This window comes from Spirosoma arboris, assembly GCF_009754945.1.
GTDB lineage: Bacteria > Bacteroidota > Bacteroidia > Cytophagales > Spirosomataceae > Spirosoma > Spirosoma arboris.
Genome location: NZ_WPIN01000018.1, coordinates 60464 through 83937, shown reverse-complemented (window position 1 = coordinate 83937; position 23474 = coordinate 60464). Strand labels below are relative to the sequence as shown.

The window sequence follows — 23474 nt, the reverse complement described above, 5'->3', positions numbered from 1 at the left end:
CGAAACGAATGGAAGTACTGCTCCTGATCTGTATAGGACTCGTGGTCTATACATACCTCGGCTACGGTCTGGTTGTATGGGCCCTCATTAAGCTACGCCCCAAACGGCAGCCAGTAGCCGATCTGTCGGCTGATTATACGCCAGACGTAACCCTGATTGTACCCGCTTACAATGAACTGGATTGTCTGCAGGCTAAGGTAGAAAACTCGCTGGGACAAGTATACCCACGCGAGCGAATTCACTTTCTGTTTGTAACAGAAGGGTCGACCGATGGGTCCGATGAGTGGCTGCGTACGACTTATGGCGACGCGATCAACATCCTCGGCGGAACTGAACGGCGGGGTAAAGTGGCGGCAATGAATATGGCCATGCAACAGATTAAAACCCCAATCGTCATTTTTACCGATGCCAACACACAGTTGAATCTGGACGCCGTCCGAAACATTGTGCGGCACTTCCGTGACCCTGAAGTGGGTGCCGTGGCTGGTGAAAAACGAATTCAGACAACAGATAGTGAATCCGCTGCAGGCTCTGGCGAAGGCCTTTACTGGAAGTATGAATCGCAGTTAAAGCGCTGGGATGCCGAACTGCATACAATAGTTGGCGCAGCGGGTGAGTTATTCGCCGTTCGGACGGAACTCTATGAACCTGTGTCGCCCAATACGATCCTGGACGACTTCATGATTTCGCTGCTGATTGCCGGGAACGGGTACCGGGTTGCTTATGAACCCGACGCCTACGCGCTGGAACGCCCCTCCTTTTCCATTATCGACGAGCAGAAACGAAAGATTCGGATTGCTGCGGGCGGGTTCCAGTCGATCGTTTGGTTGAAGAAACTATTAAATCCATTTCGATACGGGGTGCTCACCTTCGAGTATGTATCCCACCGGGTTATGCGTTGGGCCGTAACACCGCTCTGCTTGCCGTTGATTTTGCTACTCAACCTAGGGCTTGTTTTGCGTGATGGCTGGAATTCTGACTGGGGCTGGCTTTTAGCTGCTCAACTATTGTTTTACGGGGCCTCCTGGCTAGGGTATTTGCTGGAAAAACGGCAACTCCGCTGGAAGGCCGTTTTTGTTCCGTTTTATTTTACGTTCATGAATGTATGTGCGCTGGCAGGTTTGGTTCGCTATTTGCGGGGTAACCAATCAGGCACATGGGAAAAAGTCCGCCGGGCAAATGCGGTCAATTCCCTTACTTAATTAACGTTGTTGTTACTCATTACGTTATGGCGCAATCGGCTTTTTCTCTGACCAGACCCAACTCAGGCCAATTCTGGATGTACAGTCTCCTTGGAGCCTTGTACTCGGTTGGCATGGGTTATTTGGTCAGCAGGATGGGGCCGCTCGGGGCAGGTGTAGCCATTCTGCTACCCATTGGTCTGGTCATTATGATTGTGTTAATGATGGAGCCTCGCTTCGGCCTGTTTCTGTACCTACACCTTAGTTTTATTGTTGGTCTTACCCGGTTCTTCCCCGTTGAGTTTCCCGTTGGCCTGCTTATCGATGGTGTGTTGGCGCTGACCCTGGTGAGCACGCTTGTAAACGGCAGCCGCATGGAGTGGCGTGGGATGCGCAGCCCAGCTTTCGCTCTGGTCACCATCTGGTTTGTGTATACGCTTATCGAATTACTCAATCCAGAAGCTCCGTATCGCCCAGCCTGGTTCTTCCATGTTCGACCTTTTTCCATGCACTGGTTTTTTGCCGCATGCATTGTACTGGTAACACCCATTACCCGGAATGATATTCGTATTATGGTGAACTCCTGGCTTGGCTGGTCATTTCTTGCTGCGCTATGGGCCTTCAAGCAACAGTACATTGGACTCACGACAAACGAAACAATCTGGCTTAACTCGGGGAATAATGCGGTGACCCACCTCCTTTTTGGGCAACTGCGCAGCTTTTCTTTTTACTCCGATGCGGCTCAGTTCGGGGGCGAAATGGCAGGCGTTACCGTAGTGGCGGTTATTCGGGTGTTTGAAGAGAAAAAGCTACTCCATAAACTATTTTTTCTGGCACTGGCACTGGTTTACTTCTGGGGATATGCCGTTTCGGGAACGCGTAGTGCCCTTTTCGTGATGCTGGCCGGATTTCCGTTTTATCTGCTCCTCAAGCGCGATTTCCTTAAACTCGCCATTGGCGTAGTGATGGCGGTTCCGCTGGTTTTACTCCTGCTGTACACCAGTGTGGGCAGTTCCAATTACCAGGTGCAGCGAATGCGGTCGGCCCTGACTCCAATGAACGACCCTTCGTTTATTCTACGCCTGCAAAATCAGCAGAAATTGAAAGGGTATCTATCGCACTATCCATTTGGGGCGGGTATCGGTACATCGACGGACATGGGAGCGCGCTTTTCGCCCTGGCACTGGGCCGCGCAAACACCCCCCGATAGCTGGTATGTAGAACTCTGGATTGAAACGGGTCAGGTTGGGCTCACGCTGTACATTCTTATGATTTTGGGGCTGGTTGGGCTTGGCGTCTGGCGGGTCTGGCAATTGAAAGACCCGTGGTTGATCAAAATTATGTACGCTTTTCTGGCCGAGTTTGTCGGGATGGCGGTCATGGCTTATTCCAACCCTGTGCTGGGTCAATTCCCAACGGATACGATCATTTTCATTAGTACAATGCTGATTGTCACCTGCTATCGGTGGGATATACGACCAGTAAACCAGCCATCTGATGTGACACTCCAAAAACTTCCCACACTTCAGTTATGAAACAGTTCGACAGCATTATCTGCATTACGCAAACCTCCTGGAATGGCGATTTCCAGAAGGCTGTAGTACAATTGATGACAGAGCTCTCTGCTCGTCATCGGGTGCTCTTTGTCGATTACCTATACACGATTAAAGATTTCGTAGCGGGACGAAAAGATAAGCCCGCTGGGGAAATCCTGTTTGGTAATCCATTGACCAAAATAGACAACGGAGGTGGCGAAGACCTCTATGTGTGGGCTCCGCCTATGATGCTTCCCATCAATTGGCTGTCGACAAAACCACATGATCAACTTCTTCAATTGAATACGAATCGCCTGATCGGTCGACTTCGGTCGGTCATGAAGCAGCTAAATATGCGTCGACCACTGGTTATCAATGCGTTTAATCCTGTGGTTGGGTTGCCTATGTTGGGAAAGTTGAATGAATGTGCCACGCTATACTACTGCTTCGACGAGATCACCACGGCTGGCGACTGGATGAGTCGGCATGGTGGGCGTTACGAAGAAGCCTATTTAAGACGAGTCGATGCGGTGATTACTACGTCGGAAACGTTACGGCAGGATAAATCCCGGATGCAGCCCCAAACCTACTGCGTGAAGAACGGGGCCAATTTTGATCTTTTCAACAAAACCCGGCAACTGGCTCAACAGCACCCACCCGAAAAACCGATCGTAGGTTACTTGGGCTCTGCCGATAATCGGGTTAATATCGACCTGATGGAACACTGTGTTCGCACGATGCCCGATGTTGAATTTCAGTTCATCGGCGAGGTTCATGAACCTCAGTTACCGCAACGGCTAGGTGTATTTCCGAATGTGAAATTTATTCCGCCCCATCAACCTGCCGAGTTGCCCCCACTACTGGCGAAGTGGAGCGTGGGCTTAATTCCGTTTGTGTGCAACAAACATACATACACCATTTACCCGCTGAAAATCAACGAGTATCTGGCCGCCGGACTTGCCGTTGTGTCAACTCCGTTTTCGATTTTAGACGATTTTGACGGTGTTATTGAACTGGCCGATACGCCAGAACAATTTGCTCAGGCCCTTCGCCGTGCACTAGCCGATAAAGATGCTGAGCGCGTTCAGCAACGGGTCGATATGGCGAACCGAAACTCCTGGACAGAACGCGCCCACGAGTTCGAAGCCGTTATTCAGCGCGTTCCCAAAGCCTGGCGACAGGAGCAGACAGCGTAGTAGCACATTGCGTTTTTATCCAATTAACCATGATAGTATTAAGGCATTTAGACAGCATGAAGACACCTATTGCCAATCGATTTAGTCACCTTACCCTACGGTTCGTATGGGTGCTAGCTTTATGGATTGCGGGATATGGAGTGAGTTACGGGCAGGGAGGTACACCTCAGAGAGCATCTACCACAAAACCACTCGCAGCTACTGTAGCCAGCGGACCAGTGGATAGCCTGACATTTGATTTTAATCAGGACATTTCCGTTCAGCTCATCTCCTTCGATGAGATGTATAAAATAGCTCTGGCTTATTCGCCAGCCGTTAAATTCGAGAGTGCGCTGGCAACAGCCCAGCAGGCAGCTTACCAGCTTTCCAAAATGCAACTCCTGAACAATGTTGGTGGATTCGCCAACTATTCAATGGGGAATCAGGCCATTCTCTCAACAGGTACCAGTGCCAATGATCAGTTGGGGCAAATCTCCAACGGTTACCGGGTGGGTTTTAATTTATCGGTTAGTATCCACGACATATTCGCTCGCCCTCAGGAGATTAAGCTGGCCCGCGCCACATTTGAAGCCAATGCCGAGCGCAAACGAACGGCTGAAATTCAGCTAAAACGAGACCTTTTCAACCTCTACCAGGACCTGCTGTTGTCGCAACGGGTATTGCAAATACGTCTGCGCGATGATCAATCCTCGCTGGCAGCTTATCGGATTGCAGAGGTAGAAATGCAAAAGGGGAAAATCACCCCTGAAGCGGCTGCCAACAACAGCAGTCGATACGCTGAAAGCCGAACCACGGTTGAACAGGCCAAGACCCAGTTTATCAAAAATATTTATGCACTCGAACTCTTTGTTGGAGTGCCTATTCGTCAACTGAAACGCATATAGCCCTATGAATTTCCACGAATTTGGGCGGCTCCTGAAGCGGCATCTCATCTGGTTTATTTTGTTCCCCTGTCTGGGGGCTGGAGCCATTTATTATTTTATGCGCAATGAGGTCCAGGTGTACAAGACCAAGGCAACCCTTTATACGGGATTCACGTCTGGCTACTCGCTGCGATCGGCAGAAGAAAATTTCCACGTCGATTATTCGGGCGTTAGTAATGCCTTCGATAACGTACTGACCACCCTCAATTCCAACCAGACACTATATGAAGTTGGGGTGCGCATGTTGACACAACATTTGTACGTAAAAAAGCCATCAGATCGCGAGCTTTCAGTAGCCAGTTTTCAAAAGCTACAGCAGGCAATTCCGGCCAGCTTACGTCAGACCCTGATTAGCTCTGGCATTCCAGACTCCACCCGTAATCAGATTAACCGGTTGGCGCAGAGCCAGACCGATAATCCGGTTCGGAGACTGTTATTCTCAGGCTCAGATTATTCGGCAGATGTAATCGGCAAAAAGCTTAAGTCCTCACGGAGAGGAGGAAGCGATATGCTTGATCTGGATTACGAAGCCGAAGACCCGGCAATTGCCCAGCAAACGTTGAATATGGCAATTCTCGAACTGAACGAGCGGTACTCGTCGCTGAAACGGAGCGAAACGAATCCGGTTGTTACCTATTATGAAGAAAATACCAAGACTGCCAAGAAACGTCTGGATCAGGCTGAATCGAAACTAAAGTCTTTCAACGTACAACACAATGTACTCAATTTTGAAGACGAGCTAAAAACCCGCTCAACTACCCGCGATGCGTTAGTGACTGAATATAATGAGGAGGTCATGAAGAGCAGAGCGGCCAAGGCGGCCCGAGACGCGCTGGCCCAGCGTATGACGCAGGGCGGTACACTGTTGAAAATCAATACGCAGTTAACCGATAAGCAGGCCGAATTGACTGCTGCTGAATCGCAGTTGATCAATGCCCGCGCCAATAATCAGTCTCAGTCGGTACTTGACCAGTATCAGGCCAAAGTCAATCAGGTCTCTTCAGAGTTGAAACAGATTGCTCAGAATTATTTTGCGGCCGACAATACAGCCGAGTCGATTCCGAAACTAACCCTGATCAACGGCTGGCTGGATAAAGTATTGGCCTACGAAGAATCAGCCGCACGTCTGGACATCGTTAAGAAACGGATGGATGACTATCAGGCTGAATCGGCTGCATTTCCTCCGCTGGAATCAGAACAGCGGCAGTTAACCCGTGATCTGGAAGTTGCCGAGAAAGAATACATGGCCCTGGTTCAGTCGCTTAATCAGGCAACTGTTCATCGGCAGGATATTTCCATCGATGGTGCGTTAACCGTTCTGGACCCACCTGTATTTTCGCTATCGCCCCAGCCTCCCAAACGCTGGCTTTTTATGGCTATTGGCGCAGGTGCAGGTTTAGTCATCGCCTTATTGCTGGCAGCCTTTCGTACGCTGGCCGATAAACGGGTTAACTCCGCCGATCAGGCAGAACAGCGCATTGGCACTACGATGTCAGCGCTATTCCCGACGGTTAAAAAGTTTGCGATCAATTTACGCGCCAGTCGAGCTGCTACCAGCATGTTTGAACAACTGGCCAATGCGATCAATATTACCATAGAGCAGCGTAGTACGCCATCGTATCCGCCGGTTATAACGCTATTCAGCACTCGTGGGAAGCAGGGTAAAACCTGGCTTGCACACGGTCTGGCGCGACTATTTGCGGAATCTGGTGAACAAATAGCGTACTACTACCCTCGCCTGGAAGCTTCCGATCAACCCTTCGAGCAGGAAGGTATTTATTTTTATCCCTACGAGATCCATCCGAATTTCAGGAATGTTCGTGAGCCGGAAGATTTGCTGCCGAATGATAGTTCATTGCCAGCAACGGTTTTCAACAAAATTATCATGGAACTTCCTCCGCTCGTTAGCAGCCCACTTCCGCTGCATCTGGTCAGCCGCAGTGCCGTTTCGATATTGATTTTCACGTTGCATACGATATGGGGACGGCGGGATAAACAGCTTTATGCTCAATACCTCAAGACAGCGAAGCAGCCCGTGCTGGCTACGCTGAACAAGGTAGAAGATAGTAACGTCGACGCACCAAGTCTCAACGACATGGAGCAGGGCTTAGTCCGCAACAGCCCCTACAATGCTCCCACAGCAGCCACCCGTTCTACCAAAAAAGAGAAGGCGCTTAACCGATAGTCGACATGAACAACAAGCAGCAGGCAATTAGCGGTGGCAAGTGGATGAGCCTTTCAACGGCTCTATCCACCCTGTTGCAATTTGTACAGGTAGCGGTACTGGCCCGCCTACTGGAAGCATCCGTTTTCGGAATTGTCAGTGTTAGTACTCTGCTGATTGCATTCTTCAGCATTTTTGCCAACCTGGGCTTTTCCAATTCCATCATTTACAAACAGGAAGAAGATCAGCAGGTTTTATCCACGATCTATTTGCTGAATCTGGCGCTTGGATTAGTGGTTGGCATTCTGGTTTTCTTTAGCTGGCCACTAGTGGTGGCCTATTACAAAGAACCCCGGCTGGAACCGGTCATTAAATTATCGTCTCTGTATTTTATCATTGTTTACGTCGGTCAGATCTATCTGTTTTTATTACAGAAAGAACTGCAATTTAAGCAGGTAGCCACCATCGACATGGCCGGTACGATCATTGGTTGCGGTACAACTATTGGGCTGGCCTATATGGGTTTCGCCGAATTAGCCCTGATTTTTGGTCAACTAGCTCAACAAACCATAAAATCAGTACTTCAACTGGTGTATGGAGGCCGTCTGTTCACGCCCACGTTAACCTTTGATCTGAATCTGATCAAAGATCACCTTCGGTTCGGGCTCTACAATGTGGGAGATGGAATTGTCGGATTTATTCAGGCCAACTCCGACAACATTCTGGTTGGGGGTATGCTGGGTGTAAAACAGTTAGGCTATTACACGCTGGCGTCGCAACTGGCGGTCTTTCCCATTTCCAAACTCAGTCCGATTGTGTTGCAGGTGGCCTACCCCATTCTGGCCCGCCTGAAAGGAGACACCGATGAGCTCAAGAAATCGTATCTGTCCATCCTGGATTTACTTACTTACGTAAACCTGCCTTTACTGGCGGGCTTATTTATCACCGCCGATAGTGTGGTACCACTTTTCTATGGTCCTGGTTGGGAGCCCACGATTCAACTCATTCGCATTTTTGTTTTCGTCAGCATTTTCACATTCCTCAGCAATCCGCTCTTTACGCTGGCTTTTTCGAAAGGTAAACCGAAACTACTTTTTTTCCTAAATGTGATCACCTTGTTCATTAAAGTACCACTCGTTTACGTGCTTGCTCAGTACTGGGGTGTTGTTGGTATTGCACTGGCGTTTATGCTGGCGACACTGGCCAATCTGGTGATGAATTTCCGGATTGTTCATACGTTGATTGGGCCGTTCCTGGGCGAATTCGCTCAGTCCATTGCGAAACCGATCCTATTCTGTCTGCTCATGGTAGGCGCTATTGTGCTGTACAAATCATACGCCGATTCGATCAGTGTTGTACATACCATTGTGCAGATTGTGCTGGGTGGCCTGATTTACATTGGACTAACGCTTCGGTATAAGTTTCCATTGGCAGAACTCAAAACGTTGGGTAAGGCAGCGTGAGATTTCCAAACGAACGAATAAACCTGAATTATCAAATTAGCCTATAACTAACCCATGCAACGGCTTATTTTAAAATCACTTTATCTAGTAGCCTGGCTAAACCATCCGAAGCTCCATAAGGATCTGCACTATTTTATACGCGACAATTACTATTGCAAACTGGTCCAGGGCCGCTATGTAATACGGGATTACATCCTGAAGAAAAAATACAAAGTCATCAGCTATCAGGGTGAATTTGATCAGGAGCTTCGCTATGTTATCCCGTTCGCGTACTGGCATTACTTGAATGGCACGCTGAAAAAAACCATTTCGGCCTGGCGCACGAAAGAATTTTATTTTTTTAGTCCAGAACACGAAGAGCGGTTTGAGAAACGGGTCTGGACAGAGTCATATGGGCACTATGATATACCCAATATGACACATAGCAATTCGTATAGTTTTCGCAATTGGGCACAGGTTCCGTTCAAGGCTCACTACAAGAACGATGTATTTGTCTATGACAAACCGCTGCTGATTATTGCCAATAAGTATAATATAGAATGGGATCAATCGCCCATCAACTTTCTGGATATACCAACGCTCGAACGCATTATTCAAACGTATGGCGCACGGTATCAACTCATTTACAACCGTCCCTTGCCCAGCCAGATTGTAGAGGATAACAGCGAAACGATGTCGCTGCACGAACACAACTGGCTTCGAAAAAACTATCCCGAGGTGCTGTTGATGGACGATCTGTTCACCAAGTATCATCCATCTGTGGTCAACAATTACAATCACCTGCAACTGATGGTCTATGCCAACTGCGACCATTTTATTTCAATGCACGGGGGTACAGCAGCCCTGGCCAGTTGTTTCGGTGGCACAAACATTATTCTGTCGAATCCGAAATGGGGGCACGAGCATGCCTTTAACGAATACGAAACGCTATTCCCCAAACTATCGGGGGCAACGATTTTACACGCCCGAAATCGGGATGAGATTTTCACGTTTCTGAGTACCCATTTCTGACACCAATCGCCCACTTAGGTATTTATAAAAAACAGAATTGTCATGATTATCAGCAGGATAACCAGTGGTTTAGGAAATCAGCTTTTTCAGTATGCGGTTGCTCGTCACCTCTCATTGAAAAATAAAACCCCTTTGTACGTAGACCTGAGTTATTACTTATATCAATACGATGATGATACCTCACGTTCGTTCAAACTTGGGAATTTTTCAGCTCCCTATCGTACGCTTCAGGAGTCGCCGGTTGAGTATGTTTCTAAATCAACAAAACTCCTGCCAAACCGTAGTCTGAAACCCTTTTTTCTATTTTTAAAGGAAAAACAATTTCACTTCGACGAACAGATCCTCAAGTCGCGTGCGGGTTGTGTTATTATGGAAGGGTTCTGGCAGTCGGAGGCTTATTTCCGGGATAGTGCAGACATCATTCGGCGCGACTTTCAGTTGAGCAAAACGCCCAGTCCTGAGTTCGATCAATACTTACAACAGATTCGGGATACCCCCGTGCCGGTTTCTATCCACGTTCGGCGGGGTGATTACGTTAACCATCCTGAGTTCAGTAAAACGTTCGGATTTGTGGGGCTCGACTATTATAAGAAGGCAATTCGGTATGTGACAAAGGAAATTAAAAACCCCCATTTCTTCGTCTTCAGCGATGATAAGGACTGGGTTAAGGAAAATTTACCATTGCCCAGCGATAGCGTTTTTGTCCAGAACACCGGCCCAACCGGCGATGTGGCCGACCTGGTTCTGATGAGCCATTGTCATCACCACATTATTGCCAATAGCTCATTTAGCTGGTGGGGTGCCTGGCTCAATCCAAATCCTGACAAACTGGTGATCACTCCCAAGAACTGGTACAAGGATAAACCCGACTGGGATACAAGGGACTTGCTCCCACCTTCCTGGTTATCACTCTAATCCGGTTCACATCAGCGATTTTCCACCAACCATGAACGTATTCATTGACCATCAGAAATTCACTACGCAGAAGTACGGCGGTATCAGTCGCTACTTTGCCAACATTATTGATGGCATCAAGCACTCTGATAATATCACGTATAAGCTGGGTGTTCTGCATGCCAAAAATCATTACATCCAGGGAGAACCACTGGCCATGAAAGGGGCATTGAGCGACCGGATTCTGGGAAAGAAACCCCGAGTTGACTACCTGTTGAATCAGTACTACTGCGAACGGCTGCTGAAAAAAGGGGATTTCGATGTGTTTCATCCAACTTACTACGATCCATACTTTCTCAAATCCTTAAAAAAGCCGCTGGTTATCACGATTCACGATCTGACGTATGAGCGCCTGCCCGAATATTTCTGGGCGCAGGACCCGCTTACTCAACAGAAGCGACTCAACATTGAACGGGCTGACGCGATTATCGCCATCTCCAAAACCACCCGGAAAGATCTGCTCCATTTTTTTAACGTCGATCCGGCTAAAGTAGCGACAATCTACCACGGCATTGACCTGGATACGCCTTTACAGTTTGAGCCGGTACCTAACCTGCCCGAACGCTACGTACTTTTTGTGGGCGACCGAAGTGGGTATAAGAACTTTTATCTGTTTATGAACGCCATCCAGCCACTAATGCTGGATTCGCCAGACCTAAACGTGATACTGACGGGGGGTGGAACACTGGCCGTAGCGGATCAGGAATTCCTGCTACGACTGGGTCTCACAGATCGGGTAAGGCACATTAACGCCACCGACGAGCAACTCAATTTTCTGTATAAGAACGCGCAGCTTTTTGTCTATCCATCGCTGTATGAAGGGTTTGGTTTACCAATTCTGGAAGCCTTTAAGGCACAGTGCCCCATTTTGCTCAGCGATACAGAATGCTTCCTGGAAGTAGCCGAGGATGCAGCTGTCTATTTTAAAGCGACCGACCAGAACGATCTGACTAGTAAGCTATCCAGCACGCTGGCAGATAGCGCTTTACGAGCGCAATTAGTTGAACGAGGCTCGAAACGACTGCTGGATTTCCCCCTTAAGAAGTCGATCGATCAAACACTTGACGTATATAGATCTCTAACCTGAGCTAAGCATCGAAAACGCTTTACACCATGAGATTTCGAGCGGTTGATACATTCAGAGGCATGGCTGCAATTATGGTTATTCTTTTCCATTTGCAGCACTTAACAGTATTATCGGGCATCGCCTTCATTGCGAAGAGTGACATTTTTGTCGACTTCTTTTTTGTCTTATCTGGCTTTGTGATCACTTACAGTAATTACGATAAGATTACTAATCTGGCCAGTATCAAACCGTTCGCAATCAAGCGGTTTCGACGCCTGTATCCGCTCCACCTGTTTACCTTGTTGCTCGTGCTTGCGTTCGAGATTTTCCGATACGCCATTGATCACTACGTTGTTAAGCTCGCTAACCCGGTCTTTGCAGAGGATAAATCGTTCGTTTCGTTCCTGGCCAATCTCACGCTGACCCAATCGTTACATTTGTTTGATCGCGTCACCTGGAATGGGCCTAGCTGGAGCATTAGCGTTGAGTTTTACACCTATCTGGTCTGGGCTTTTTGCCTGGTACTTTTCCGCAAGAATTTACTGATTATCTGTGGCCTTTGCTTCAGTTTGGTGGCCTGGTTCATTGTTCGCCATCATGGTAGCATTATCTATAACTACGACTACGGATTTGTTCGATGCCTGTACAGTTTTCTCATCGGTATGTTGACGTATCGATTGGGTCGCCGGTTATCACCATCGGGTAACTACTGGCCTGCTTCTATCGCAGAAATCCTGTTGCTTGGTCTGACGATCTATACGGTTAGCGTATTTACTCATTCAGAAAGCTGGCTAATGCCCTTTCTGTTTGCCCTGGTTATCCTTGTTTTCTCCCGCGAAAAGGGTGCCATTGCCAAGTTTTTAGCCAGTGATCGACTGGAGTTTCTGGGCAGACTCTCATACTCCTACTACCTCAATCACTTGATTGTTCTGAATGTCCTGGATCTGGTGTTATTCAAGGTTATGAAGCTCCCGGCTTCAAGACTGGGTGAATCGCTGTACATCCTTACGTGTCTGGGTTGTGTTCATCTGCTGTCGGTCTTTACCTATCGGCATGTCGAACTGATACTCCAGAAACCTTCATCGAATCGGTCTGTAAAGTCAGTTGCCGAGGCAACGGCTTTTTAAATTACCATCTACTTTACTTAAACCTCCATGACTATTTTAAAAGCACCCGCTTGGATTGACCAGTTCAATTTTCCTTATACATCGTTTGATGCTATTCCAAAATCTGTTTTTGATACCATCAACCGTGATCTGGAAAAACTTCAGCATCCTGATCCGCTGGTTAGTATTGTCATTCCAGCCTGGAACGAAGAAGTGAATGTTCTGCGGAGTATTGCGTCGTTAGCCAAACTAAAGACAACCCTGCCGTTAGAAATCCTGGTTGTCAACAACAACTCGACCGATGATACCCAGAAAACGCTGGATAGTCTTCGGGTTCGTAGTGTCTTTCAACCTATCCAAGGCTGGGGGCCTGCCCGGCAAATGGGGCTGGAGCATGCCCGTGGAAAGTACATACTCACGGCTGATTCAGACTGCCTGTATCCGCCCGATTGGGCCGATGAGTTGATGGCCGCCTTGCAGCAACCTGGAGTTGCCTGTGTGTATGGCCGCTACTCCTTTATTCCATCGCCAGGGTTTCCTCGCTGGAAACTCGCCATGCTGGAAGCCATGAAAGATAGTATTGCTGAGTTGCGGCATTTGAAACGGCCACAGCTGAATGCCTTCGGCATGAGCTTCGGCTATGTCCGGGAATATGCCTTAAAAATCGGGTATGTCATGCACAAAATTCGGGGTGAGGATGGGCGTATGTGTTTTGACCTGATGAAGTACGGAAGTGTTAAGCAGGTGAAATCAGATAAGTCGCGCGTTTGGACAGGTACTCGTACCCTCGAAAAAGATGGTAGCTTTTCGCGAACCGTATGGCTAAAAGTAGGAATCGAATTGCGTCGTTTCGGGAAACTGTTTGTTTCGCAACAACCTCACGACACCAAAACATCGGTCAATAATTAAATGTTACCGAGTTAAGGCCAATGTTTACCAAGATGGGTTATGCCTGTACACCGATCAGCTCTTTACTGGATTATCTGCTTGCTGATACTGCTGAATGGCAGTGCAGTATGCCAGGCACAATGCAGTCAGGGGTCGATTATTTGCGAAACATTTGGCGCAGGTCTACGAGGGGCATTACCCGCAGGACAGACAAGTTTTACCTATACCCCAATTACGTGCCCAGGTGATGGTGAATACAATTTAATGGACACGGTATCAGGGGGTTGCCACGGCGATGCCTGGCATGAGTTGAGAGAAGATCATACGCCAAACGATGTGCGGGGTAATATGTTCGTTGTCAACGCGTCGTATCAGCCCAGCGAATTTTATAGTCAGCAGGTTACAGGATTGTGCCCCGGCGTTACGTATGAATTTTCGTTATGGGCATTGAATTTGAACAAGATTTTGGAAGCAGGTAGCTGCGATGGATTCAGCCTCAGAAACCCGATTATCGTTATGCGGATTGAACAGACAGACGGAACACTCATCAACGAAATTACGCAGCCAGCTGTGCCTCGTTCGGCCATAGCGACCTGGGTTCAATTGTCGATGAAGTTCGCTATTCAGACCGACACTGATGCGATTGTTGTCAAACTGATTAATCAGGGATTAGGTGGATGCGGCAATGATCTGGTTATAGATGATATTGGCTTTCGGCCGGTTCACCCTGACCTGACCATTCAGTTTCCTAACACAACAAATACCACGACCACCGCTTGCGCCGATACTCCCCTGACCTTAAGCGTTGGGGCATCTGTCGGCTATCCGAATCCTGCTTATTTATGGCAACAAAGCCTGGATAATGTTAACTGGACAACTGTACCGGGTTCAGGACAGACTAGCTATACCATCAATCCGGTTCGGGCGGGACGCACCTATTATCGGCTTCGGAATACTCAGAAAATCAATGAGTCGGCCGTTGGCCGGTCGCAGTGTTCGGCAGAATCAAACGTGCTGGTTGTTGATGGAAGGCCAGATGCGCCCTTCAGCCTCGGCGACGATCAGTTAATTTGCGAAGAGACGTCGCTCACGTTGACTATACCGGCGTCATTACCTGCCGGCACTACGTTTGCCTGGTCTAATCAAAGCACTCAGCCCCAATTTGTTGTTACTGCAGCAGGGGCTTACTGGCTGGAAACGAATCTGGCGGGATGTACCTATCGGGATACGATTAATGTGGTCACGCAGAATTGTCATCTGGAAGATACGTATGTGCCGGATGCTTTTTCACCAAATGGCGACTCCGTTAACGATAAGTTGATTGTTCGACATGCGGGTCAGTTTACGACCTATTCGTTTCGGGTGTATGATCGCTGGGGAAGCCTGATTTTTGTCAGTAATGAGCCCGATCATCCGTGGGATGGCACCTTTCGCAATCAACCGTGTAGTACGGGTATTTATGCCTGGACGATGAATTACAGCCTTCTAAATTCATTAAATCAGGAACGCTATTTTACCCGAAGTGGTCGGGTTATGCTAATTCGTTAAAACGATAGTCAAGTTGTTTATCCGATGATACAGACTTATTACTTTCCGGATGTCACGCTGTTGATAACCCATTATAATCGAAGCCATTCGCTGGAAAATCTCCTACTTACCTTCCAGCGGTTAAACTGTCGGTTTGGCGATATCGTCGTGTCGGATGATGGTAGTAAGGAGCCTCATCTTATTCATCTAAACCAGCTAAAACAAGTCTTTGGTTTTCAACTTATTACCACACCTGTCAACAAAGGGTTAGGCAATAATATCAACAAAGGTCAGGATGCAGTGAAAACGCCCTATACGCTTTATGTTCAGGAAGATTTTGAACCACTGCCCGAATTCCCGGACAAGCTGGTCGAATCGCTAAACACCATTAAAGAGCACCCCGAATTCGATGTGATTCGTTTCTACGCGTATATCCGCTATCCCTATTTACAACCCTATAATGATGGATTTTCCAAGATGGTCATACCGCCCTGGGCCACTCGATACACTAAGATTTACGCGTACAGTGACCATCCGCACCTGCGCCACAGTTCATTTTTCGAGAAATTTGGCCGTTATGTAGAAGGACTTCGGCCCGATAAAACGGAGTACTGGATGTGTATTTCCTTTATTCAAAACAAAGGGCAGGGCCTGTTTTACAACGACTTTCAGCAATTGTTTCACCAGAAAAATAGTCAGGATGAGCCCAGTACGTATAGTATGAAACAGTGGTCAGTCAGCAACAACTCACTACTGGTATTTGTACGGCACATTTACCGACAGGTTAAATATAATTATGATATCTATTTCAGATAGCGACCTAGCTAATTAATCCATGATACAGACCTATTACTTTCCGGATGTCACGCTGCTGATAACCCATTATAATCGAAGCCATTCGCTGGAAAATCTCCTAATCACCTTCCAACGGTTAAACTGTCGGTTTGGCGATATCGTCGTGTCGGATGATTGTAGTAAGGAGCCCCATCGAACCTACCTGACTCAATTGCAGCATACCTGGGGCTTCCAGCTCATTACTACGCCAGTCAACAAGGGCTTAGGAAACAATATCAACAAGGGGCAGGATGCGGTAAAGACACCCTATACGCTGTATGTTCAGGAAGATTTTGAAGCTATGCCCAAATTTCCGGAAAAGATGGTTGAAGCCCTGTCCATTATGAAACAGGAATCGAAATTCGATTATATCCGATTTTATGGCTATTTACGATTCCCTTATTTAAAGCCATTTAATGCGTCATTTTCAGAGTTTTTTATTCCCTCCTGGGCCATTAATTACAAAAAGCTTTACATCTACAGCGATCATCCTCACCTGCGTCGGAGTTCGTTTCTGGAGAAATTTGGGAGATATGTAGAAGGCATCCACTCCGATCAAACTGAGTATCGAATGAGTATTTCTTTTATACAAAAGAAAGGGCAAGGGTTGTTTTACAATAACTATACGGAGTTGTTTCAGCAGAAAAATAGCCAGTCAGAGCCCAGTACGATCCATCGTGAACGGTGGACATTTAGTCGGAACCTGTTCATTGCCACAGCCCGGTATATTTATCGCCACATCAAAATTAATTACGATATTCGCTTTATGCGGACTTAGGTTTGGCTTGAATAGGTGGTTTTTCTGCTCTACCGCATGCTAAAATCGTCGTAGTGAAATCGACGCTTATCGAATCCATAGGCGTCAAGACCTTTAAGCAGGCATTGCGCGAAAGCAGGCGGACCACAGAACCAAATACTCACATCCTCAAAACTTCCCACAACCGATTGGATTAAATCTACTGTCAGATACTCGTTTTTGGTTGAGTTCAGGTGATAGAAATTCACGCCACTTCGCTGACACAATGGTGCCAGGGAAGCTGGAAACAGTGTATCCTGATCGCTGCGTGTGGAATACCAAAAATCAATTGACTGACTGGTCCCACCGTGCCTGACCAGGTAGTCCAAACGGGCAAGAAACGGGGTGATCCCGATACCACCAGCCACCCAAACCTGCCGCTTGCCGGGGCTGTCAAAAGTAAACTCTCCATAAGGCCCTTCAACGTTAACAGGCTGACCAATCTGAAGACGATGGGCTAAGTTCGTTGTGAAGCTTCCTAATTCTTTGATAGCAAAGCTCAGTTGGTTGGGATCATCACCTGATGACGCAATCGTGAACGGATGCGGTTCGCTGTCGTGGGAAAACGTCAGAAAAGCGTATTGGCCCGGCTGATAAATGATCGACTGACCACGACCAGTCGTCGCCGAAGCGAAGGTCTGTTGCATCGTCAATCGGATGCCCAGAATACCATGATCATGTTGCTCAATCTGTTGGATAACAGCGGTTACCTTGCGCGATGCACCGATTTGCTGGAAGAGGCCAATGAGCGCTGCGATCACGCCGACGGCCAGTAGTATAAGTAGCAAATACCCAGCCGGTGTAGTTAACCAACGTTCTTTGAGTTGCGCAGTGGCTCCGTGGTAGGCCGCGATCAGGAAAATACCGGGAAAAAGTTTATGTGATTTCCGGAAGATGTGATACGGAATTTTTGTAGACAAGGCAATAATCACCAGTATAATCAGGCCGTAAAACACCCACTCTACCAGGAATACCCCACTCTGAAAAAGGTCAATTTCCAAATCCGAAAAACCGCTACCATCGGTCAACTCACCTGGATTCGGAATAACACCCCATTCTACTAACCATTTCGGGGCTTTTTCTGCGAGCCAGTGAAGAACAACCAGTATTGTCGAAACGATTCCGGTCCATTTATGAACGATATAGGCTTTATCCAGACCTCGCATCCAGTGGTTAATCAGCGGCAGCCGCACGGAAATAACCATCGACAGTACCATCAGCGACATGGTCGAAAGGCCCGTCAGGTACACGAATTGTTCCCGTACTTCCCAGCGGGTTGGATTGGCTATTAGGTGCTCTGGCCCCGGCGACAGGGCAAAAATCAGGCAAGCGGTCCCCAGGGCTCCGAAGATCCATTTAGTCGTCGTTTTCATAGTTGATGAAGAGGAAGGGTTAACTTATTACGGCTGCTTTCATGCTCGTTTTGTTTTCATTGGGACAAAACTAGGCCCCCGTTGGACCATCAAACGATAACATTTGTTACAAAATGGGGTAATGAGGCCGTTTCGGTCGTTTAACGAATTCAGAATAAGTAGCAGATTCCCTATAAAACAATATACTTCCTGAAAGACTTACTATTGAACATAACCTCACGAGTACGCTTTGCCAGGCAGCAGCTACTCACTTGTTTTCTTACGTACTGATTAAGGACCAAAACAGAATGAATCAGGATAAGATCAACATCGCTAAAGCTAGCTATGATGCTTTCGCCAGACAAGACCGGACTGCCATTGAAAAGCTGATGGCCCCAGACCTTTCGTTCACCAGTCCAGTTGACAATCAGCTTGATCGTAAAACCTATTTTGAACGCTGTTGGCCCAATGGCGACCTATTCGAAGCGTTTAAATTCATTTATCTAGTGTCCCTAAACGATCAGATTTTTGTCACGTATGAAGCAAGCCGGAAAGATGGTGCTGCTATTCGCAATACGGAGATCCTGACCATACAGAATGATCAAATAGTCAACATAGAAGTCTACTGGGGCTGGAATATCCCGCATCCGGCAAAAATAGGGGACTCGGTGCCTGAAGAAGGAAAATAGCCGCCAGTTGCTCAGTAGCAGGCGTTCTGCAACAGCCACGGGCATTACATATTCCGTGAAAAATGTGACTACAATAAACCGAGATTGGGCTAAATGACTTCGTTTGCTCAATAGCAACTTTGCCAGGCAAAATCTAATTAATTATGAGCCAGAAGCAAAGTTTAAACGTAGTTGTTATAGGGGCTAGCGGGACGATTGGTAAATTGCTAGTTCAAAGCTTACAGGAAAAAGGACACCAGGTTATTCAGGTTTCCCGTAGCTCAGGCGATTATCAAGCAGATATACGGGATAAGCAAAGCCTAGAAGCCTTGTTTGAAAAAATTGGCTCTGTTGATGCAGTGGCCAATGCCGCTGGTGAAGTAGTGGCCGGTCCTTTTACATCGCTGACGGATGATCAATATGCTCTTTCATTCAGGAGTAAACTTATGGGGCAAATCAATATCGTACGAACGGCTCTTCCTTACCTGGCCGATAGCGGCTCATTTACCCTCGTTTCGGGTGTGTTAACGGATGAGCCTATTGCAGGAGGCACCATCGGTACAGCCGTTAATGGGGCTGTGGAGGGATTTGTCAAAGCAGCAGCCCATGAATTACCACGAGGAGTGCGCATTAACTGCATCAGCCCAACTGTTCTTACGGAATCGGTTGCTTTTCACCCCTATTTCCCCGGATTTATTCCCGTTGACGGCTGGAAAGTGGCCAGGGCCTATGAACGATCAATTCTGGGTATCATTAACGGGCGTATTTTACACGTATAATTGCTGGCAAACGTAGGCTTACTTTGGCACTATGACTAATTTGGTAAACACCCCACATCGTATTCACTCAGTGGCAGAATTTCATCAACTGCTGGGGGTGCCCAAGCCGTTACATCCATTGGTAAGTATTATCCAATTCGAGTCAATCCAGTATTTACCGGCTAGTCTACCGCAATGCCTGACCTTTGATTTCTACTCAATCTGGCTGAAAAAGGATTTTAAGGGAAAAATGAAATATGGTCAGAATGAGTATGATTTTAATGAAGGGGTAATGAGTTTTTTTGCCCCCAATCAACTCATCACCAATCAGATACAGGGAGAAATAAGTCATAGCGGATGGTGGCTGATTGTCCATCCAGATCTGTTTTGGGGGTTCTCTCTGGCCAGAACCATAAAGGATTACCACTATTTTTCTTATGCCGTCTCTGAGGCCTTATATGTATCTGAACAGGAAGAGCACTTGGTTACCGGTTTGTTAGAGGGCTTTTACCAGGAATTAATTCAGCGAATTGATGATTTCAGCCAGCCGATTATGGTCGCCCAGATCGAGCTATTGCTCCGGTATGCCGATCGTTTTTATCACCGGCAGTTTATCACCCGTCGAAAGGCCAATCACCATCTGCTTGATCAGCTTGAGGATGTACTAACGGATTATTTTACGGTTGGTAGATCAATAGAATTAGGTCTACCAACCGTACAGTATATTGCAAACGCTTTGCATGTTTCCCCCAATTATTTAAGCGATGTGTTGAAGCTTCATACCGGTCAAAGCACGCAACAACATATTCAGGATAAACTGATCGAGCTGGCAAAGGTCAAGTTAACAACCACTCGCTTAACGGTTAGTGAAATTGCCTATGAGCTTGGCTTTGAGCATCCTCAGTCGTTCACGAAGCTATTTAAAAGCAAAGCCAATTGCTCTCCTGTGCATTTCCGCCAAAGTTTTAATTAGGTCGTGATGCACTCAACTTCACCTGACAGATTGATTAATCAACCAGATTTTGTAACTGTTGGGTAAACGATCTAAGCAAACGTTCGTGGCTGTTGCATAACTCACATAGGGCGATTATACTTGCTCAGGGTGCATGGCCAGTACCATTGGTCCATTGGGAAAAATAAGCGTTGGCTTTTTGTGCAGCACCTACTGCTTTTGCTGCCAACCCAGCTCCATAAAGGGCATTTAACCGCTTAGGGTGCTTCTGCAAATCTGTCTCATAGGCCGCTAATGCTTCAGTAGGTTTACCCAGTTGTAGCAACATGTCGCCTAGCAATTCTCTGGCAGGAAGAACCTCTCCCGGAGTGACAGGATGTTTCTGCATTTTATCTTCCCGGTCGGCTGCTTGCTGCATAAGCATTAAGGCTTTCCGATTATTTCCCTCTTTCAAGGATAACCAAGCTTCGGCGATGGTAATCTGGATGGCTACCTGATTGGCTTTGTAAGTGTCTTTTTTCTCCGTTAAGCGCTGCCGAAGGGTATCTAATTGAGTTAGTTCTGTTCTGGCGGCCGCTAGATTACCGATGTGGGCCGAACCTAATGAACGGGTAAAATGGATAATGGCAGCCTGCCAGGGGAAGTTTTCCCAGGGAAAATCAACGGGCGTTACCTGGAGACTGGCGGCTTCTGCCCACCGTTTGTTTTCCAATACGTAACGAGAGGGAATAGCTGCAAAAGCATACGCCACTTTGAAATTAACCGGCTGAACTTCGGTTATCGTTTTCAAATAATCCCACTGTTTTTTGGCCGAAGCATTGTCTCCTTTTTGCAGATAGGCATAGACCAGGTAGTCCAGCCCATGAAGCTCCTCATCCCAATGGCCCTTTATACCAGCAGCTTGCGCATAGCATTGGGCTGCCGATACCGAAGCCAGGTTTGACTCAATACATTCATTCCAAAGGCCTAACCGGGTAAAAATATGAGAGGGCATATGCAACGCATGGGCCGATGAAGGCGCAATCGACGCGTATTTTCTGGCGGCAGACAAGCCTTGCTGAGCCAGTTCAGGGTAATCATAGGTATGGATCAGATAGTGAACAATGCCGGGATGGTTAGGCTGACCCGGATAGAGAGCCTGTAAAATATCACCTGCTTTCTTTTGCTTGCTAAACGATTGATCGTCGGGGGTGGCAGCCGCATCAAGGGCCAGGGCGTAAAAAACAGCAGCCTCCTTATCGTCAGGGTACTTTTTGTACACGTTTTCCATCCCCTTTTCAAAACGCAGGCAACGGGTCTGGTGATCAACTTTTTGCCAGTCCTGGTAAAAAGAGCCAATAGCCTCCAGGTAATCAGCTTCTCGTTCTGAGGTTTCAAGTGACCTGGCAACTTGAATTGCCCTAGCCCCCTTTTGAAGTTCCTCCTCGGTGGGCGGGGTCCAGAGTGGATGGAAGTTAGCCATGGCTATGCCCCAGTAGCCCATCACACATTGCGGGTCCTGATCAATCACTTTGGCAAATGCTTTCTCGGCTTCGTCATATTCAAATGAATGTAAAAGTTTTATAGCCAGATCAAAATCTCCCTTGGTCTTTTGGCTACAAGAGGTTTTAAATTCGGCAGTGCCCAATTGCATCGATGGCGAACCGCATAGAATAAGCTGCCCTCTTTTTAAGTTTAACTCGTTAATTTGTTCTGCTGAGGGCCTATTCGTTTTCTGATTACAGCCATAAAGCAGAAGTAGGGCAATGAAAATGAGAGAGAATACGCTCTTTTTCATGGAAGGTACTGACGTCTGATTTTCTTAAAAACGGCGAGTAAACAAGTTAATTGAATTTATCTGTAGCGGGTGCAACTTCTGAGTAAGTGGTAAAAGCACCTCCATTCATTTTAGCCGACACTGGGTTGTGCAACCGCGAGGCTATCAAACGCTACGTTCTCGGCTGATGCAGACCGACAGTAGTAATTTTTCTGAATGCCATACGAATACAAAATGCGAAGTGCGTATTTTGTAGTGAACCTTAAAACCACAGCTAAACAAACATGTTACACTGTACACCCTTTCTTTTATTTGACGGAAATTGTGCTGAGGCAATGACCTTTTATCAAACGTGTTTTGGTGGAGAGTTAACCCTGATAAAACTCGGTGATACTCCGATGAAAGCCCAGTTTCCAGTAGAAAAACACGGCAGAATTATCAATGCTCAACTGAAAAGCGGTGCCATCGATTTTTCGGCTACAGACTGGATGGCTTCTCCCACACTCGAGCCAAAACCGGGGAATACGTTTAGCATATATGTCGTCGGCGAAGCCTATGATGAACTGAAAACAGTTTTTGACAAACTTGCCGAAGGAGCAGACAAGGACAAGAGAACGTTCATTGAGCTCCATATGATGCCATTTGGCATTTATGGTCAACTCACCGACAAATACGGTGTTTCCTGGATTTTTAAAGGAGATAAGGTAGAGTAACAACGGAGACTGAACTACAGTTTTTGTCGGGCGAGTTTCTGTTTGATACGACTCAAATGAACCCGACTAATTCCCAGATAAGAAGCAATATAATGTTGGGGTACTCGCTGAATAATGTGGGGCCTTTGGGCTACCAGATTTAGATACCGTTCCTGCGGAGTATCCCGAACGAAGGACAGAAAATGCTGCATGTAATGGAGGGTACGTTCAAATACCGCATCCAGGATTTTGTCCCGAATGTCCGCATTTTCACTTACTTCGGCTAGTATCCAATCCAGGTCGGTTTTGTCGATCCACCAAAGTGTACAGGGCTCAACGGTTTCGATGGAAAACAGGCTGGGAATACTTTTTTTAAAGCTTTCAATGGAGGAAACCGTATTATTTTCAAAAAAGAACTGGAAAGTCGTCTCCTCGCCTTTGTTGATAAACCATACGCGCAGGCATCCCTTTTCAATCAGGTAGGCTTTTCTGGAAATATCCCCTTCCCGAAGCAGAATTGTTCGGGCTGGCACATCGATCCGTTTAAAGCACTTTACGTAGGCATCCCATTTTTCGGGCGGGAATGGGAACTTCGTTCTGAATTTTTCGAGCATAGCCCAGGAAATGTCTTTTGTTCAGGATACAAATCAAT

At 47.2% G+C, this 23474-nt stretch carries 21 protein-coding genes; 18 read left to right on the top strand and 3 right to left on the bottom strand.

Features of this window, described 5'->3' with window-relative positions; translation table 11 throughout:
• Positions 1–8 precede the first annotated feature (8 nt).
• Genes GO755_RS32500 through GO755_RS32435 form a run of 14 tightly spaced genes read left to right on the top strand, consistent with a single transcriptional unit; the run spans position 9 to position 16626 of the window.
• A complete protein-coding gene (locus tag GO755_RS32500; protein ID WP_157589611.1) occupies positions 9–1202 on the top strand; it encodes a glycosyltransferase family 2 protein in 1194 nt (397 codons plus the stop codon).
• A complete protein-coding gene (locus GO755_RS32495) occupies positions 1157–2716 on the top strand; it encodes an O-antigen ligase family protein (protein ID WP_227687177.1) in 1560 nt (519 codons plus the stop codon). The genes GO755_RS32500 and GO755_RS32495 overlap by 46 nt, the downstream gene beginning before the upstream one ends.
• Positions 2713–3912: a glycosyltransferase gene (locus tag GO755_RS32490; RefSeq protein WP_157589610.1), complete on the top strand. Its 1200-nt coding sequence runs from the start codon at positions 2713–2715 to the stop codon at positions 3910–3912. The genes GO755_RS32495 and GO755_RS32490 overlap by 4 nt, the downstream gene beginning before the upstream one ends.
• Before the next feature lie 29 nt (positions 3913–3941).
• The gene (locus GO755_RS32485; RefSeq protein WP_227687176.1) at positions 3942–4796 is read left to right on the top strand and encodes a TolC family protein; all 855 of its coding nucleotides are present in this window, start codon (positions 3942–3944) and stop codon (positions 4794–4796) included.
• 4 nt (positions 4797–4800) lie between these two features.
• Positions 4801–7020, top strand: coding sequence for a GumC family protein (locus GO755_RS32480; RefSeq protein ID WP_157589609.1), 2220 nt, complete (start codon positions 4801–4803; stop codon positions 7018–7020).
• Positions 7021–7025: 5 nt separating this feature from the next.
• Positions 7026–8462, top strand: a complete 1437-nt coding sequence (locus tag GO755_RS32475) for an MOP flippase family protein (protein ID WP_157589608.1) — start codon at positions 7026–7028, stop codon at positions 8460–8462.
• Positions 8463–8516: 54 nt separating this feature from the next.
• The gene (locus GO755_RS32470) at positions 8517–9473 is read left to right on the top strand and encodes a hypothetical protein (RefSeq protein WP_157589607.1); all 957 of its coding nucleotides are present in this window, start codon (positions 8517–8519) and stop codon (positions 9471–9473) included.
• A 42-nt stretch (positions 9474–9515) separates the two neighbouring features.
• The gene (locus GO755_RS32465; protein ID WP_157589606.1) at positions 9516–10388 is read left to right on the top strand and encodes an alpha-1,2-fucosyltransferase; all 873 of its coding nucleotides are present in this window, start codon (positions 9516–9518) and stop codon (positions 10386–10388) included.
• A gap of 31 nt (positions 10389–10419) precedes the next feature.
• Positions 10420–11514: a glycosyltransferase family 4 protein gene (locus GO755_RS32460; protein WP_157589605.1), complete on the top strand. Its 1095-nt coding sequence runs from the start codon at positions 10420–10422 to the stop codon at positions 11512–11514.
• Between the two features lie 26 nt (positions 11515–11540).
• Entirely contained in the window at positions 11541–12620 is a 1080-nt protein-coding gene (locus GO755_RS32455) for an acyltransferase family protein (RefSeq protein ID WP_157589604.1), read from the top strand.
• A 27-nt stretch (positions 12621–12647) separates the two neighbouring features.
• Positions 12648–13508 carry a glycosyltransferase family 2 protein gene (locus tag GO755_RS32450; RefSeq protein WP_157589603.1) on the top strand — a complete coding sequence of 287 codons (861 nt, stop codon included), beginning with the start codon at positions 12648–12650 and terminating at the stop codon, positions 13506–13508.
• Positions 13509–13547: 39 nt separating this feature from the next.
• Positions 13548–15035, top strand: coding sequence for a gliding motility-associated C-terminal domain-containing protein (locus GO755_RS32445; RefSeq protein WP_157589602.1), 1488 nt, complete (start codon positions 13548–13550; stop codon positions 15033–15035).
• Positions 15036–15059: 24 nt separating this feature from the next.
• Positions 15060–15830: a glycosyltransferase family 2 protein gene (locus tag GO755_RS32440; protein ID WP_157589601.1), complete on the top strand. Its 771-nt coding sequence runs from the start codon at positions 15060–15062 to the stop codon at positions 15828–15830.
• A gap of 19 nt (positions 15831–15849) precedes the next feature.
• A complete protein-coding gene (locus GO755_RS32435) occupies positions 15850–16626 on the top strand; it encodes a glycosyltransferase family 2 protein (RefSeq protein ID WP_157589600.1) in 777 nt (258 codons plus the stop codon).
• A 29-nt stretch (positions 16627–16655) separates the two neighbouring features.
• Here GO755_RS32435 and GO755_RS32430 read toward each other — a convergent pair whose 3' ends face one another.
• On the bottom strand, positions 16656–18017 hold the full coding sequence (locus tag GO755_RS32430; protein WP_157589599.1) for a ferredoxin reductase family protein: 1362 nt from the start codon (positions 18015–18017) through the stop codon (positions 16656–16658).
• Positions 18018–18304: 287 nt separating this feature from the next.
• Here GO755_RS32430 and GO755_RS32425 point away from each other — a divergent pair, with 287 nt between their 5' ends.
• The 3 genes from GO755_RS32425 (at position 18305) to GO755_RS32415 (ending at position 20395) form a co-directional block, all read left to right on the top strand.
• Positions 18305–18685: a nuclear transport factor 2 family protein gene (locus GO755_RS32425; RefSeq protein ID WP_157589598.1), complete on the top strand. Its 381-nt coding sequence runs from the start codon at positions 18305–18307 to the stop codon at positions 18683–18685.
• 143 nt (positions 18686–18828) lie between these two features.
• On the top strand, positions 18829–19443 hold the full coding sequence (locus GO755_RS32420) for a short chain dehydrogenase (RefSeq protein ID WP_157589597.1): 615 nt from the start codon (positions 18829–18831) through the stop codon (positions 19441–19443).
• A gap of 31 nt (positions 19444–19474) precedes the next feature.
• Positions 19475–20395, top strand: a complete 921-nt coding sequence (locus GO755_RS32415) for a helix-turn-helix domain-containing protein (RefSeq protein ID WP_157589596.1) — start codon at positions 19475–19477, stop codon at positions 20393–20395.
• Positions 20396–20519: 124 nt separating this feature from the next.
• Here GO755_RS32415 and GO755_RS32410 read toward each other — a convergent pair whose 3' ends face one another.
• A complete protein-coding gene (locus tag GO755_RS32410; protein WP_157589595.1) occupies positions 20520–22151 on the bottom strand; it encodes a tetratricopeptide repeat protein in 1632 nt (543 codons plus the stop codon).
• A gap of 263 nt (positions 22152–22414) precedes the next feature.
• Between GO755_RS32410 and GO755_RS32405 the strand changes: the two genes are divergently transcribed.
• Positions 22415–22843 carry a VOC family protein gene (locus GO755_RS32405; RefSeq protein ID WP_157589594.1) on the top strand — a complete coding sequence of 143 codons (429 nt, stop codon included), beginning with the start codon at positions 22415–22417 and terminating at the stop codon, positions 22841–22843.
• Positions 22844–22857: 14 nt separating this feature from the next.
• Here the strand turns inward: GO755_RS32405 and GO755_RS32400 are convergent, their stop codons facing one another.
• Positions 22858–23436 (bottom strand): Crp/Fnr family transcriptional regulator, encoded by a 579-nt coding sequence (locus GO755_RS32400; protein ID WP_157589593.1) that lies wholly within the window; start codon positions 23434–23436, stop codon positions 22858–22860.
• Positions 23437–23474 lie beyond the last annotated feature (38 nt).